Source organism: Streptomyces sp. NPDC005492 (assembly GCF_040605995.1).
Taxonomy (GTDB): domain Bacteria; phylum Actinomycetota; class Actinomycetes; order Streptomycetales; family Streptomycetaceae; genus Streptomyces.
On record NZ_JBEXDX010000044.1, the window covers coordinates 36,465 to 50,629 of the forward strand.

Annotated in this window: 13 protein-coding genes and 1 pseudogene; 8 read left to right on the forward strand and 6 right to left on the reverse strand. The window is 71.9% G+C overall.

Annotated elements, in window-relative coordinates; all coding sequences use genetic code 11:
- The first annotated feature begins 97 nt into the window (after positions 1-97).
- The 3 genes from cmk (at position 98) to der (ending at position 2,991) form a co-directional block, all read left to right on the forward strand.
- Complete coding sequence (cmk, locus tag ABZT04_RS37255) at positions 98-793, forward strand: (d)CMP kinase (protein ID WP_356062632.1); 696 nt, start codon at positions 98-100, stop codon at positions 791-793.
- Between the two features lie 53 nt (positions 794-846).
- A complete protein-coding gene (locus tag ABZT04_RS37260; RefSeq protein ID WP_356062724.1) occupies positions 847-1,434 on the forward strand; it encodes a lysophospholipid acyltransferase family protein in 588 nt (195 codons plus the stop codon).
- 81 nt (positions 1,435-1,515) lie between these two features.
- On the forward strand, positions 1,516-2,991 hold the full coding sequence (gene der / locus ABZT04_RS37265; RefSeq protein WP_356062634.1) for a ribosome biogenesis GTPase Der: 1,476 nt from the start codon (positions 1,516-1,518) through the stop codon (positions 2,989-2,991).
- Positions 2,992-3,082: 91 nt separating this feature from the next.
- On the opposite strand, the gene ABZT04_RS37270 is transcribed toward der, so the two are convergent.
- Both ABZT04_RS37270 and ABZT04_RS37275 read right to left on the reverse strand, forming a co-directional pair.
- Positions 3,083-3,472 (reverse strand): hypothetical protein, encoded by a 390-nt coding sequence (locus tag ABZT04_RS37270; RefSeq protein ID WP_356062637.1) that lies wholly within the window; start codon positions 3,470-3,472, stop codon positions 3,083-3,085.
- A gap of 37 nt (positions 3,473-3,509) precedes the next feature.
- Complete coding sequence (locus tag ABZT04_RS37275; RefSeq protein ID WP_356062640.1) at positions 3,510-4,298, reverse strand: hypothetical protein; 789 nt, start codon at positions 4,296-4,298, stop codon at positions 3,510-3,512.
- A 506-nt stretch (positions 4,299-4,804) separates the two neighbouring features.
- Here ABZT04_RS37275 and ABZT04_RS37280 point away from each other — a divergent pair.
- A complete protein-coding gene (locus ABZT04_RS37280) occupies positions 4,805-5,506 on the forward strand; it encodes a transglycosylase family protein (RefSeq protein WP_356062642.1) in 702 nt (233 codons plus the stop codon).
- A gap of 60 nt (positions 5,507-5,566) precedes the next feature.
- Here the strand turns inward: ABZT04_RS37280 and ABZT04_RS37285 are convergent, their stop codons facing one another.
- From ABZT04_RS37285 to ABZT04_RS37295, 3 genes are read right to left on the reverse strand one after another with little or no spacing between them, the layout of a single operon-like run.
- Positions 5,567-6,208 (reverse strand): ATP-binding cassette domain-containing protein, encoded by a 642-nt coding sequence (locus ABZT04_RS37285; protein ID WP_356062645.1) that lies wholly within the window; start codon positions 6,206-6,208, stop codon positions 5,567-5,569.
- Complete coding sequence (locus ABZT04_RS37290) at positions 6,205-8,832, reverse strand: ATP-binding cassette domain-containing protein (protein ID WP_356062648.1); 2,628 nt, start codon at positions 8,830-8,832, stop codon at positions 6,205-6,207. Before ABZT04_RS37290 ends, ABZT04_RS37285 begins: the two co-directional genes overlap by 4 nt.
- A gap of 8 nt (positions 8,833-8,840) precedes the next feature.
- Positions 8,841-9,317, reverse strand: coding sequence for a hypothetical protein (locus ABZT04_RS37295; RefSeq protein WP_356062651.1), 477 nt, complete (start codon positions 9,315-9,317; stop codon positions 8,841-8,843).
- 122 nt (positions 9,318-9,439) lie between these two features.
- On the opposite strand from ABZT04_RS37295, the gene ABZT04_RS37300 reads away from it, so the two are divergent.
- The 4 genes and pseudogenes from ABZT04_RS37300 to ABZT04_RS37315 all read left to right on the forward strand — a co-directional run bounded on the left by ABZT04_RS37300 (position 9,440) and on the right by ABZT04_RS37315 (position 12,812).
- On the forward strand, positions 9,440-10,000 hold the full coding sequence (locus tag ABZT04_RS37300) for a hypothetical protein (protein ID WP_356062654.1): 561 nt from the start codon (positions 9,440-9,442) through the stop codon (positions 9,998-10,000).
- On the forward strand, positions 9,969-11,270 hold the full coding sequence (locus tag ABZT04_RS37305) for an ABC transporter substrate-binding protein (protein WP_356062657.1): 1,302 nt from the start codon (positions 9,969-9,971) through the stop codon (positions 11,268-11,270). Before ABZT04_RS37300 ends, ABZT04_RS37305 begins: the two co-directional genes overlap by 32 nt.
- Positions 11,271-11,305: 35 nt before the next feature.
- Positions 11,306-12,259, forward strand: a pseudogene (locus tag ABZT04_RS37310) (YafY family protein); the annotation flags it as partial.
- Between the two features lie 337 nt (positions 12,260-12,596).
- Positions 12,597-12,812, forward strand: coding sequence for an I78 family peptidase inhibitor (locus ABZT04_RS37315; protein WP_356062659.1), 216 nt, complete (start codon positions 12,597-12,599; stop codon positions 12,810-12,812).
- A 105-nt stretch (positions 12,813-12,917) separates the two neighbouring features.
- Here the strand turns inward: ABZT04_RS37315 and ABZT04_RS37320 are convergent, their stop codons facing one another.
- Positions 12,918-13,958 (reverse strand): phosphatase PAP2 family protein, encoded by a 1,041-nt coding sequence (locus ABZT04_RS37320; RefSeq protein WP_356062662.1) that lies wholly within the window; start codon positions 13,956-13,958, stop codon positions 12,918-12,920.
- Between the last annotated feature and the right edge of the window lie 207 nt (positions 13,959-14,165).

Here is a 14,165-nt window from a genome sequence, read left to right on the forward strand (position 1 = left end):
GCGCGGCCGGACGAGTGACTCGCACCCAGTAACCTTGTCCGGGGCGCACTCGCGTCCCCACCCCGCTCACCACCCTTCACCAGGAAGGTGTCCTCCCGTGGAAAACGGCGCCGCCCGGACCGCCCCGGCAGTGATTGTCGCCATCGACGGCCCCTCCGGCACGGGCAAGTCGAGCACGTCGAAGGCCGTGGCATCGCAGCTCGGGCTGAGCTATCTGGACACCGGCGCCCAGTACCGGGCGATCACCTGGTGGATGGTGAACAACGGGGTCGACATCAACGACCCCAGCGAGATCGCCGCCGTGGCGGGCAAGGCGGAGATCATCTCCGGTACGGACCCGGCGAACCCGACGATCGTCGTCGACGGCGTGGACGTGTCCGGCCCGATCCGCACCCAGGAGGTCACCTCCAAGGTCAGCGCGGTCAGCGCGGTGCCCGAGGTGCGGGCCCGGATCACCGAGCTGCAGCGGTCGCTGGCCGCCGACGCGGAGCACGGGATCGTGGTGGAGGGGCGGGACATCGGGACGACCGTGCTGCCCGACGCCGACCTGAAGATCTTCCTCACGGCCTCCCCGGAGGCACGTGCCGCCCGTCGCAGCGGTGAGCTGAAGGGCGCCGACGTGCAGGCCACCCGCGAGGCGCTGCTGAAGCGGGACGCGGCCGACACCTCGCGCAAGACCTCGCCGCTCGCCAAGGCGGACGACGCGGTCGAGGTGGACACCTCCGACCTCACGCTCCAGCAGGTCATCGAGTGCGTCGTCACCCTCGTCGGGGAGAAGCGGGCCGCCAAGTGACCGCAGCATCCGAGCGGGGCGCCGAGGTCGGCCGGCGCATCGGCGTCGGCCTGATGTACGGGCTGTGGAAGCCGCGCGTGCTGGGCTCCTGGAGGGTTCCCGCCTCCGGCCCGGTGATCCTCGCCGTCAACCACTCGCACGGCGTCGACGGCCCCATGGTCATGGGCGTGGCACCGCGGCCGACGCACTTCCTGATCAAGAAGGAGGCGTTCATCGGCCCACTGGACCCCTTCCTGCTCCGCATCGGCCAACTGAAGGTGGACCGCTCGATCGCCGACCGCACGGCGATCACCCGGGCGCTGGACGTCCTGTCGGCCGGCGGCGTCCTCGGTATCTTCCCCGAGGGCACCCGTGGCGAGGGCGACTTCGCCTCGCTGCGGGCCGGGCTCGCCTACTTCGCCGTCCGCAGCGGCGCCCCGATCGTGCCGGTGGCCGTGCTGGGCACCGCAGAGAAGAACGGACGACTGATAAAGGCGCTGCCCCCGCTGCGCTCCCGCGTCGACGTCGTCTTCGGCGACCCGTTCGAAGCGGGCGACGGCTCCGGCCGCCGTACACGCAAAGCACTGGACGAGGCGACCGAGCGCATCCAGAAGCAGCTCGCCGCCCACCTGGACAACGCCAGGCGCCTCACCGGGCGCTAAGAGACACTTGAGACTTGAGTAGTGGATCACCCGAAATCCGGGGGTTCCACCGATCACCACGATGAACGAGGTACGGACTTCATGAACGACCAGATCCAGCCCGACGGCTCCGGCGAGGAGCACGACCACGGGGCGCTCGGCGACGCCGAGTACGCGGAGTTCATGGAGCTCGCCGCCGTAGAGGGCTTCGACGTCGAGGACGTCGAGGGGGCCATCGAGGAGGCCGGACACGGGCCGCTGCCCGTGCTCGCCGTCGTCGGCCGGCCGAACGTCGGCAAGTCGACTCTCGTCAACCGCATCATCGGCCGCCGCGAGGCCGTCGTAGAGGACAAGCCCGGCGTCACCCGCGACCGCGTCACGTACGAGGCCGAGTGGGCCGGCCGGCGCTTCAAGGTCGTCGACACCGGCGGCTGGGAGCAGGACGTCCTCGGCATCGACGCCTCCGTGGCCGCCCAGGCCGAGTACGCCATCGAGGCCGCCGACGCGGTCGTCTTCGTCGTCGACGCCAAGGTCGGCGCCACCGACACCGACGAGGCGGTCGTACGGCTGCTGCGCAAGGCCGGCAAGCCGGTCGTGCTGGCCGCCAACAAGGTCGACGGTCTGAGCGGGGAGTCCGACGCCGCCTACCTGTGGTCCCTGGGCCTCGGCGAGCCGCACCCCGTCTCCGCGCTGCACGGCCGCGGCACCGGCGACATGCTGGACGCCGTCCTGGAGGCGCTGCCCGAGGCGCCCGAGCAGACCTTCGGCACCGCGGTCGGCGGGCCCCGCCGGATCGCCCTGATCGGCCGCCCGAACGTCGGCAAGTCCTCACTGCTGAACAAGGTGGCGGGCGAGGAGCGCGTCGTCGTCAACGAGATCGCGGGCACCACCCGCGACCCGGTCGACGAGCTCATCGAACTCGGCGGCGTGACATGGAAGTTCGTCGATACCGCCGGTATCCGCAAGCGCGTCCACCTCCAGCAGGGCGCCGACTACTACGCCTCGCTGCGCACCGCCGCCGCCGTCGAGAAGGCCGAGGTCGCGGTCATCCTGATCGACGCGTCGGAGTCCATCTCGGTGCAGGACCAGCGGATCGTCACCATGGCCGTCGAGGCGGGCCGTGCCATCGTCCTCGCCTTCAACAAGTGGGACACCCTCGACGAGGAGCGCCGCTACTACCTGGAGCGCGAGATCGAGACCGAGCTGGCCCAGGTCGCGTGGGCGCCCCGGGTGAACATCTCGGCGCGCACCGGCCGCCACATGGAGAAGCTGGTCCCGGGCATCGAGACCGCCCTGGCCGGCTGGGAGACCCGCGTCCCGACGGGCCGGCTGAACGCCTTCCTCGGCGAGCTGGTCGCCGCCCACCCGCATCCGGTCCGCGGCGGCAAGCAGCCCCGCATCCTCTTCGGCACCCAGGCCGGCACCAAGCCTCCGCGCTTCGTCCTCTTCGCCTCCGGCTTCATCGAGGCGGGCTACCGCCGCTTCATCGAGCGCCGCCTGCGCGAGGAGTTCAGCTTCGAGGGCACCCCGATCCATATCTCGGTACGGGTGCGCGAGAAGCGCGGCAAGAAGAAGTAGCCGTACGTTCGGTTCCGTACGTTCGGTTCTACGACGGAGAGGGCGGCCCCTGTTTCACACAGGGGCCGCCCTCTCCGTCGTGCGTGCCGCGTCAGATGCCGCGGCGCGGGCCGGGTGGCAGGGCCGCCGGGACGTGGTGCATCCCGGTGTGGGCGTGCTGCTGGCCGAGCTGCCCGACGCGCTGCCACTGCGACTGCTGCCGGGCGCTGTAGGCCCCCGCGCTGTACGCGCTGTACGAGCCCCCGCCGAACGAACCGCCGCCGAAGGTGCCCGTGCTGTGCGGGCTGTGCCCGAAGGCGGTGAAGCCCAGCTCCTCCTCGCCGCTGCGGTCGCCCGGCAGCGAGCGGAAGGTCTTGACCCACTCGGAATAGAGCCGGTCGTAGATCGGCGTGGCCGATGCGCCGCCGGGGCTGTCCCGGTCCGATCGCGCGGACGGGATCGGCTGGTAGGGCCGGCTGCGGGGAACGTCGTATGCGTACACGTATGTCCAAACGACGCGTGACCTGAAGGGATGCGGCTCAGGTGCCCGCGAGCGGCAGCGCGGAGCCGACCAACTGGCCGTTCGCCGCGGCCTTGTCGAGTGCGCCGCGCAGCAGGTCCTCGCGGGGTTGCCGTCCGATCGAGCCCACCGGGGCGGCGAACATCAGCACCTGCTGGTGCTTGTTGGCGGCGGCCCGCCAACTGTCGGTGACCTGGAGCGGCTGGTGGGCCTGCCACCAGGCCACCGGGGAACCGCCGTTGGCGCTCGGCTGGAGCACGGCGTGCAGTTGGCCCGCGGCGAGCAGCACCGACCAGCCGTGCAGCACGGGCGGCACGGTGGTGATCTCGCTGAGCGGCATGAAGCCCTGCTCGATCAGCAGCGGCAGGAAGTCGTCGCCGACGCCGGTGGAGCCGGGCCGCACAATGGGCGCGGTCGGCTCGACGACCAGGGCGGGGTGCAACTCCCCGGAGATCAGGACGAGTCCGCTGGTCACGCCGAGCACGGCCTGCTCGGGTACGGCCCTGTCCGGTTCGCCGGCCGGGGCGTGCGCGTTGCCGCTGATGGAGCGGACGGCGCCCTGCAACTGCTCCTCGGTGACCTGGACGACCTGCGAGGGCAGGCAGGTGGCGTGGGCGAAGGCGAGGACGGCGGTCTCGTCGCCGATGAACAGGACGGTGCTGGTGCGCTCCTGTTCGGAGTCGCCCTGGGTGCGGCAGGACGTGCAGTCGTAACTGCCCGGGGCGTTGTCTCCGGCGAGCAGCCGGTCGGCTTCTTCGTCGCCGATCTCGGCGCGTACGTCGTCGCTGACGTCGAGCATGCGCGGCACGGGTGGCTCCCTCGGAATGCGGTGCCCGGTGGGTCCCGGGCTCATGAAGAAGACAACGGAAGAGCTGTGGCGGGAGTCACGCTTCGGAGCGAACCGAATCAAACCAACCGACGCGCAGTGTCACACCGAGTACGGAATTGGACACTCCCTGTCAACTGGAGGGAAATGCAAGGGAGTTGGTTGCGTGAACCGAGTCACAGATCGTGGGGGGTGATGGTCGACAAATCAGGAAAAGAGGGAATCTAGTGGGTGGCCGGAAAATGCCGCTACCCGGGGTAACAGTCAACTGGCCTGGCACAACGGCCAGTTGGTCGACATCGGCGCGACAACATCCGTACATTCCTCCGCCGTGTGCAACGAGCACCGCTCGGGACACGTCCGCCGGCCGAACAAAGCCAGCTCAACAGCACAGCCTCCGGCGGACGGGGAGGAGCGCGAGGACCACGCCGATGCGTGGGAGCCGCGAACCGCCTTGGGGGACCCCGGGTTGTTGGAGAGGGAACTACATGTCCGACTGTGCCGATACCACTCGCGAGAACGCACCCAAGGCCCACAAGGGTCAAGCGCGTACGACGGCGGTCCTCGCCGGGGCTGTTCTGCTCGCCCCGCTGGGACTGCTGGCCGCCACCGGTAACGCCGCGGCGTCCGACAGCGGGGTGTGGGACCGCATCGCCCAGTGCGAGAGCGGCGGCAACTGGCACATCAACACCGGCAACGGCTACTACGGAGGACTCCAGTTCTCCGCCGGTACCTGGCGCGCCTACGGCGGTTCGGCCTACGCGGCCACCGCCGACCAGGCCTCCCGGTCCGCGCAGATCGCCGTGGCCACCAAGGTCCAGCACGCCCAGGGTTGGGGTGCCTGGCCGGTCTGTTCGGTACGGGCCGGAGCGTCGGGCAGCGCACCCGCCGCCTCCTCCGGCACGGTCACCGAGAAGTCGACGAAGAAGTCGACCACCGAGTCCAACTCCTCGACGAAGAAGTCGACCACGCAGTCCGCTCCGTCGAAGTCGGCGACGACGTCGGAGCGCGGGACGAACAGCGTCTCGCGCGGCACGTCCCGCGGCGACTACACGGTCCGCCAGGGCGACACGCTGAGCGTCATCGCGGCCGAGCACGGGACCACCTGGCGGAAGATCTACGCCGCCAACAAGTCCGTCATCGGCGGTGACCCCGATCTGATCGTCCCCGGGCAGCAGCTCGACCTCTGAGCCGAGCCGCACCCGTCGCCCGCCCCCGCCCGGTCCGTCGACCGGGCGGGGGCGCGGCCGTCACTCCAGTTCGGCCGCCTCACCGCCGAACGCGACCGTCCCGCGCCGCAGTTCGTACACGAGGGCGGCCCGGCCGCGCAGCACGGGCGGCAGCCGCTGCTCGGCGATCACCACACAGGCGTCGAGCCCGGCCAGCAGGTCGTACGTGTGGGCCGCTACCGCGGGGGACATGTCCTGCGCCGGTTCGTCGACGAGCACCACGCGTGCGCGGGCCAGCAGGGCGCGGGAGAGGGCCAGCATGCGCTGCTCGCCGCCGGAGAGGGTGCCTGCCCGGCGGGGGAGCAGGGTCTTCAGGCGCGGGTACGCGTCGAGGGCCGTGGAGTAGTCCCGCGCGACCGCGGCGAGTTCGAGGTTCTCGTGGACGGTGAGGGACCCGAACACGGCTTGCCGTTCCGGCACCAGACACAGTCCCCGGCGAGCCCTCTCGTGGGCGGGCACGCGGGTCACGTCGACGCCGTCCCACACCACCGCACCGCCCGAGAGGGCAACCGTACCGGCGAGGGCGCGCAGGGCGGTCGTACGGCCGGAGCCGTTGCGGCCCAGCAGGACGGTGAGGCCGTGGGTGGGGGCGGCGAGGGTGATGCCGTGCAGGGCTTCGAGGGGGCCGTAGCGCACGCGCGCGTGGCGCAGGGAGATGGTCATGTGCCGGGTACGTCCAGGACGCGGTCCGGCGGGCCGGAGGCGACGATGCGGCCCGCCGCCATCACATGGACCACATGGGCGAGGTCCGCGACCAGATCGAGGTCGTGCTCCACGACGAGCAGGGCGGTGCCCTCGGCGGCCAGCGCCCTCAACACCAGGGTCAGCGCGGCCACTTCGGCGGTGTCGAGTCCGGCGGCGGGCTCGTCCAGCAGCAGCACACGCGGGCTCCCCGCGAACGCCCTCGCCAGCTCGACCCGGCGCAGCGTCCCGGTGGGCAGCCCGGCGGCGGACAGCGACCGCACGTCCCCGTCCAGCCCGAACAGCCGCAACGCCCGCTCTACGGCGGCCGGTTCGGCGGCCCGCCCCTGCTCGGCACCAACGCGCACGTTCTCGGCGACGGTCAACGAGGGGAAGACGGCGAGTTGTTGAAAAGTCCGCCCGATCCCGAGCCGGGTCCGCGCATGCGCGGCGAGTCCCGTGATGTCCCGCCCCCCGAACCGAACCCGCCCCCGCACGGGCCGCACCGTCCCGGCCAGACAGTGGAACAGGGTACTTTTCCCTGCCCCGTTGGGCCCGACGACGGCGGTGACCTGACCGGCCCGCACGACGAGATCGACACCGTCGAGGGCGGCGAAGCCGTCGTAACGGGCGTACAGGGCCTGGGCGGTGAGGACGGCTGGGCTCGCCGGCGTGCGCAGGGGAGGACGCGGTCGGTCGGAGGGCGCCGTCCGGCGCCTGGCACCCGCCTCGACGGCGGCGGGTGTGCCCGCGGGCCGCAACCTCCCCCGAACCCGCACCCCCACCGGCGTGAGCCGAGCTTCGCCGCCCCGGAGTCGTAGCCGTCCCGCCGCCCCGCGCACCGCCTCGTACGGCCCCCCGGGGAACCGCCCCACGCACACCGCCAGCACCCCGATTACTGCCGCCGCGACCCCGCCCCGTGTGCCCGCGTCCAGTCCCACCAGGAGAGCCGCGGCCGTCAACGCGCCGAGTGTGCTGTCGGCGCCCAGGACGACCGCCGCGGCGAACCAGAGGAGGCCGCGGACGGGGTCGTAGGCCGAGGGGTCGAAGGCGCGCAGGCCCATGCCGAGCATGCTGCCGCCGAGGGCGGCCAGGGCGGCGCCCGCGACGAAGGCCAGGAGTTTCAGGGCGGGGACCCGGACGCCCGCCGCGGCCGCGCCCTGCTCGTGGTCCCGTAGGGCCGCGAGGGCGCGGCCCGTGCGGCCCCGGCGCAGGGCGTGGGTCGCCAGCAACGCGACGGACAGGAGGGAGAGTTCGAGGACGTAGTACGCGCGGTCTCCGTCGAAGCCGGACGGGCGGTCCAGAGTCAGGCCCGATGTGGCGTACGGCTGGGTGAAGACGAAGCGGCTGACGCCGACGCCGACCGCGAAGGTCGCGAGGGCGAGGGCCAGGCCGTGGCGGCCGATCGCGGGCCAGCCGGTGAGCAGGCCCAGGGGAGCCACCAGGAGTACCGCGACCGCGAGCGCGGCCAGTTCGGGCAGGCGGGGCAGGCCCGGGAAGCGGCCCGCCGCCAGCAGCGCCGTGAACAGGGCGCCCAGGCCCGCGTACGCCGCCTGCCCCAGCGAGATCTGGCCGCCGCGCCCGCTGACCACCACCAGCGACAGCAACACCACGCCCAGGGCCGGTACTTGTACCGACGTGTGCAGGTCCGAGCCCGCGAAGCCGAGGGGGAGGAGGAAGAGCACCGCAGCCACGATCCAGGCAGCGGGAGGTGTCGTGACGTGCGACGTCGCCGTTCGGGGGAGGGCGTCCCGCGAGCCCAGCCCCGGGAGGACCAGGGCCGTCACCAGAAGCACCACGACGAACAGGTTCGCGCCCACCGTCTGCACCAACTGCCCGCTCCAGCCGGGCGGATGGAGCCTCGTCGACTGGCTCTGCGCGATCCCGATCCCCAGGGCGACCACCACGGCCACCGGCAGGCTCCGCATCCGCGCGGCCACCGCGACCGCCACCACCTCCATGACGAGCAGCGGCAGACCGTACGGGTCCAGGCGGACGTAAGGGGCGAGGAGGACGCCCGTCAGGCCCGCCGTGAAGGACCCGAACGCCCAGCCCGCCGCCGCCACCCGGTCCGCGTCCACGCCGGCCAGTACCGCGAGCCCCCGGTCGTCCACCACGGCCCGCAGCTCCCGCCCGAACCGCGTCCAGCGGATCACGGCCGAGACGCCCGCCGCGAGGACCGACACCACCGCCAACTGGCCCCAGGGATCGGCCGACATCAGCTCCGGCGCGTCGTCGCGCGCCCCCTGCCCCCACACCAGCGCCGCCCCGCCGACCAGCAGCACGAACACCCCGATGGACGCGACCAGGGTCCGCGCCGGGTCGCCGCCCTGGAGGGAGAGCGGTCGGAAGACGAACCGTTCCAGCAGCACCCCGACACCGGGCGCGAGGAACAGCAGCGTGACCACCGCGGCCGGCCACAACGGCCAGCCCCACCCGACCACGCACTGCCGCAGCACGTACGCGCAGACCATCGCGACCGCGCCGTGCGCGAAGTTGAGCACGCCGGTCGCCCGGTACGTCACGATCAGGCCGATCCCGGTGAGCGCGGCGGCGGCGCCGACCGAGAGGCCGGCGAGGGTGAGGTCGTACGTCAGGGAGGACACCGGGGCCGTCAGTCGTCGGCCTCGGCGGGCTCACAGATCGGGCAGGGGCTCAACTCGCCGTTCGCCACGAGCTTGGAATCCACCGGCACAGCCTCCGCCTTCCCGGCGACCAACGGGCAGTCCGCGCGGTGCCACAGCGTGCCGCCGGGCACCATCAGCAGGTCCTCGCCGACCGCGAGGGGCGCGGCGGCGAGCTGCGCGGGCTCCTCGACGTCGGCCGTCCCGGCGGCCACGAGAAGGGCGTACAGCTCCTCCACGCGCGCGGTGGCGAGGACGCTGCGGCCGTGCGCGAACAGGACCGCGCCGGCGACGATCAGCGCGGCGCCGGGGATCGTGCAGGAGGCCAGGTAGGGGAGTTGGCGTTCCGCGTAGCGCTCGCCGGAGACGCCGTACCAGCCGATCACGCACAGGACCGCGCCCGCGGCGAAGGCGGCCCAGCCGGCCCACAGGGCGGGGTGCACGGTCCGCAGTCGGGCTGTCCGCATTTCCGGCTCCCACATGTCATGTGTCTGTCCATGCCAGCCAATGGCTTGCACTATGCCTTCTGACACCTGACCTGAAAACACCGGGCGCGCACGGCCCGGACCGACACCCGGCGGTGAGCCAGATGGTTCTCGGGAGCGACCTCAGGCGAAGGAACACAAGGGGAACAGGGCGGCGGGGCACGCTCGTCGCGGCCGCGTTCGTCCTCGTGCTCGGCCCGGCCCTGGCGGCCTGCAGCGACGACAGCGGAGGCGGGAGCAGCGCACCACCGCCGACCCCGTCCGTGGAACGGACCACGAGCGCACCGGCGACAGCGCCCGCGGACCCGGCCGCCGCCACGACGGAGATCAAGGCGAACTGGAAGAAGTTCTTCGACCCGGCCACCTCCACCGAGGACAAACAGGCCGTCCTGGAGAACGGCGACCAGATGGCACCCGTCCTGAAGGCCTTCAGCGGCGACAAACGCGGCGGACAGGTCCAAGCGGCCGTCCAGAAGGTCGAGTTCACCTCGGCGACCGGGGCGACCGTGACGTACAGCCTGACCCTCAACGGCGCCACCGCCCTCCCGAACGCCTCCGGGACGAGCGTCGAACAGGACGGCACCTGGAAGGTGTCCGTCAACACCCTGTGCGCGCTGGTGGCGTTGAGCGGCGATGCCTCGCAGTCGCCCGCGGCGGGCTGCTGAGGCCGCCGCCGCGGTGCTGCTGCTCCTGGCGGGCACGGCCTGCGGCAGCCGCCTCCCGGAGAGCGACTTCGAGCACGGCACCCGTACGCCCGCGCCGGGCGGCGACGCGCCGATCCGGGTCGGCATCATCACCAGCGCGACCAGCCCGGTCGGCGGCGACGCGTTCACCGGCCCCCGCGACGGCGCCAAGGCGTACTTCGACCGCCTCGACGCGCGCGGGGGCATCGACGGCCACCCCGTGGAGGTGCGGGAGTGCGACGACGGCGGCAGCGGGGTCGGCAACAACGCGTGCGTGCGCAAACTGATCGACGGGGCCGATGGGGACGCCGTGGTCGCCCTGGTCGCCACCACCGCCCTCGACTACGCGGGCGCCCCGCGCGTCTCCCACGCGCGCGTGCCCGACATCGGCGGCCAGCCCATCGGCGCGGCCTACGACACCTGGCCGCACCTGTACGGCGTCTACGGCAGCCTCGCGCCCCGCGCCGGCACCCCGGGCTGGGGCGGGAAGCTGTACGGCGGCACGGAGGTCTACCGGTACTTCAAGCGCGAGCGGGGCGCCCGTACCGCCGCCGTCGTGTCGTACAACCAGGCCGCGTCCGCCGCCTACGCCCGGCTCGTCGAGCAGGGGCTGAAGGCCGAGGGCTACCAGGTGGTCACCGAGCAGGTGGACTTCGCGCTGCCCAACTTCCGTGCGGCGGCGGCCGATCTGAAGCAGCAGGGCGCCGACCTTGTTTTCGACGCCCTCGACACGCACGGGAACGTCCAGTTGTGCGAGGCGATGGACCAGGTCGGCGCGAAGGTCGTCGCCAAGGTGACGAACGTACAGAACTGGACGTCGACCGTCCCCGAGGACTACAAGGACTCCCCGCGCTGCCGCAACGCGCTGTGGGCGACCGGGTCCAGCCGCGACTTCGACGACACCTCGCAGCCCGCCGTACGGGAGTTCCGGGACGCGACCAAGGGGCTGAAGACGCATTCCCAGTGGCAGTTGGAGGGCTGGGCGGCGGCGATGTGGTTCACGGACGCGGCGAAGTCATGCGCGAGAACGGGCGTCACGCGCGCGTGCGTCGACGAGTTCCTGAACCGCAGCGAGGACTACACCGCCGACGGCCTGCTGCTTCCCGTCTCCTTCGAGCGGCTCGCCGTACCGCCGGCGACCCGCAGGACGTGTCTGTCGGTCGCCCGGTGGCAGGACGGCAGGGGGTGGGTCCCGCAGGGGGACATGGACAGCACCTGCTTCACGGTGCCCCAACTGCCGTACAGCCCTTGATAACTGCCCTACGGCACCTGATACAGACTCTGACCATGTTGGAGACCTCGGCACGACTCCTGCGCCTGCTCTCGCTGCTCCAGGCCCACCGCGAGTGGTCCGGCGCCGACCTGGCGGACCGGCTCGGGGTCACCCCGCGCACCGTGCGCCGGGACGTCGACCGGCTGCGCGAGCTGGGCTACCCCGTGAACGCCAGCCCCGGCACGGGCGGCGGCTACCAGCTCGGCGCGGGCGCCGAGTTGCCGCCGCTGCTGCTGGACGACGAGGAGGCGGTCGCCGTGGCCGTCGGCCTGCGCACCGCCGCCGGTCAGGGCATCGAGGGCATCGGCGAGACCTCCGTGCGCGCCCTCACCAAGCTCGAACAGGTCCTGCCGCACCGGCTGCGCCGCCGGGTGGGCGCCCTCAACGCGTTCACCGTGCCGATGCTGCGCACCACCGCGCCGTCCGCCGTCGACCCCGCCGTACTGACCGAACTGGCCGCCCTGTGCCGGGACGCCGAGCGGCTGCGCTTCGCGTACGAGAGCCATGACGGCACGGCCACCCGGCGCAGCGTCGAACCGCACCGCCTGGTGTGCACCGAGCGCCGCTGGTACCTGGTCGCATGGGACCTGGACCGCGCGGACTGGCGCACCTTCCGCGTCGACCGCATCACGCCCAGACCGCCGCACGGTCCGCGCTTCACCCCGCGCACACCACCGGCCGAGGACCTCGCCGCGTACGTCTCGAAAGGGGTCTCCACGCGCGCTTACGCCTCGCACGCCGTCGTCCGGCTGCTGGTGCCCCTCCGGGAGGCGGTCGAGCGGATCTCACCGTCCGCCGGGACCCTGGAGGCGGACGGACCGGCCGCCTGCCTGCTGCGGACCGGGGCCCCGAACCTCGACGTGATGGTGATCCACGTGATGATGACGGGCTTCGAGTTCGAGGTCCTGGAGCCCGCCGAACTGATCGAGCGGATCAGGACCTCCCGCGACCGGCTGTCCCGCGCGCTGGACCGGCAGGTGCCTGGTCCCCACGGCGATTCTGTGCTGGAACGGTGAATCTCTTATGCGGCGTCAGCTCACGCCGTGCCGCACGGAATCCGAATGGAATGGGGCGCCGGACCTGTTCTCACGAAGCTTTCCGCCCGGCTATTCGACCGCCCGGACCGACATGCGGGAATTACGTTCGAATGCCTGCGGAAGGCGTACGGAACCGCTCATACGTGTGACGCGGCCGGAAAATGTCGCCCGTCGTGATCCTGTGACAGAAGTGTGACCGCGGACGGATGAGTGAGTCGGTGAGAGGGCCGGACTTCCGTGCCCGCGGGATGGGGCCTAGCGTGGCGGCATGGCATCCATTCCGACTCCACCGGCAGAGCCCCAGGACAGTCCGAACGCCTATGTCGGCCTCGACGCCGCCCAGGCCGAGCGGCTCGCGCGGGAGCGCGGATGGTCGACCGTGCGGGCGCTGCCGCCGGGGGCGATCATCACCATGGAGTTCCGCGCGGGACGGATCAACTTCGAGGTCAGGGACGGCACGGTGGCGCGCGCCTGGAAGGGCTGACGGGCCGGACGCATACATGACGAAGGCCCCGGTTCCGTCAGTGGAACCGGGGCCTTCTCGGTGCGGGGCGGGAGTGTGCGTACCGGCCCCGCGGTCTTGTGGGGGTCAGCCGCCCGTCGCCGGGCGGGCCGCCGACGAGGCGGTGCCACGTGCCACCCGCTCCGGGTGGGGCGGGCGGCGGCTGCCGATCGGGGTGACCGGGGTGCGCTCCGAGCGGGTCGTGTGCGGGCCCGGCGCGAGATGGGCGGGCGGCCGGGCCGAGCGGCTCGCGGTGACCGTCTCGCGGGCCGCCGGGACCTCGTCGCCCGAGGAGGAGGTGCGCGGCTTGAGCCGCACGGGTGCGGTGACCGGGGCCGGCACGGGCGCAGTCGCGGTCGCGGGAGCCTTGCGGCGGGCGCGCCAGCGGTCGCGCAGGTCGAAGATCCAGGTCTCGGCGCGGGCGATCAGCGGCTCGCACCAGGGGAGGGCGAGCAGCACCAGCAGACCGGCGGCCCAGCCGAGCAGTACGTCGCTCAGCCAGTGCGTGCCCAGGTAGACCGTGGCGAGACCGACGCCGAGCGAGGTCACCGCGGACGCGGCGGACAGCCAGCGGCGGGCGGCCGGAGTGGAGGCCAGATATGCCAGGATTCCCCAGGTCACGACCGCGTTGGCGGTGTGGCCGCTGGGAAATATATCGCCGCCCAGGCCCATCTCGTTCGAGCCGATGACGGTCGCGTAGTGCGGGCCGAGGCGGCCCATGCCGAGCTTGGCGGCGCCGACCGTGATGTTCAGCAGCAGCAGCAAGGTGCCCAGGGTCAGCAGCGGGCGCAGGGTGTGCTGCCGCCACGAGCGCCAGGCCAGCCAGGCCGCGACCATCACCGCGGTCGGGCCGCGCTGGCCCAGCACCACGTAGTAGTCGACGAACCAGTGGATGCCCGCCCACTGCTGGTACGGCCGGAAGAACATGACCTGCCAGTCGAACCGGACCAGCCAGGAAGTGGTCACGACAAGCCACACGATGGCGAGATAGAAGGCCAGGGTCGCCGCCAACAGCACGACCCTGTGCCGGCTCATCTTCGGCACATCGATGTTGGCCGGCCGTTCGGGTTCACGGTCCAGCCTCGCGAACACCCGGTCCAGACGGGTGAGGTTTCGTTCGGTACGCACCCAATCGACGTTACAGCGAGTGAGTGTGGATCCCCGGCGAATCAGCGGCTTTGTGATGACGATGTGATGTGGGAAAGCTCTCAGGGGCAGGTTTATTTCCGAGGATTCCGCAATCCAGCGTGGCTCCGTCCTTCAATTCCTTTGATCATGCCGGGTCGAGTTTTATGGCGCTTATGAATTAGTTCACCAAATGCTGGGGTGGAATTG

What these genes read in the sequence shown, in the direction of transcription:
- der (WP_356062634.1), top strand. Translation starts at nt 1,516, where the DNA reads ATGAACGACCAGATCCAGCCCGACGGCTCCGGCGAGGAGCACGACCAC.
- ABZT04_RS37300 (WP_356062654.1), top strand. Translation starts at nt 9,440, where the DNA reads ATGGTTCTCGGGAGCGACCTCAGGCGAAGGAACACAAGGGGAACAGGG.
- ABZT04_RS37280 (WP_356062642.1), top strand. Translation starts at nt 4,805, where the DNA reads ATGTCCGACTGTGCCGATACCACTCGCGAGAACGCACCCAAGGCCCAC.
- ABZT04_RS37260 (WP_356062724.1), top strand. Translation starts at nt 847, where the DNA reads ATGTACGGGCTGTGGAAGCCGCGCGTGCTGGGCTCCTGGAGGGTTCCC.
- ABZT04_RS37295 (WP_356062651.1), bottom strand. Translation starts at nt 9,317, where the DNA reads ATGCGGACAGCCCGACTGCGGACCGTGCACCCCGCCCTGTGGGCCGGC.
- ABZT04_RS37285 (WP_356062645.1), bottom strand. Translation starts at nt 6,208, where the DNA reads ATGACCATCTCCCTGCGCCACGCGCGCGTGCGCTACGGCCCCCTCGAA.
- ABZT04_RS37315 (WP_356062659.1), top strand. Translation starts at nt 12,597, where the DNA reads ATGGCATCCATTCCGACTCCACCGGCAGAGCCCCAGGACAGTCCGAAC.
- ABZT04_RS37305 (WP_356062657.1), top strand. Translation starts at nt 9,969, where the DNA reads ATGCCTCGCAGTCGCCCGCGGCGGGCTGCTGAGGCCGCCGCCGCGGTG.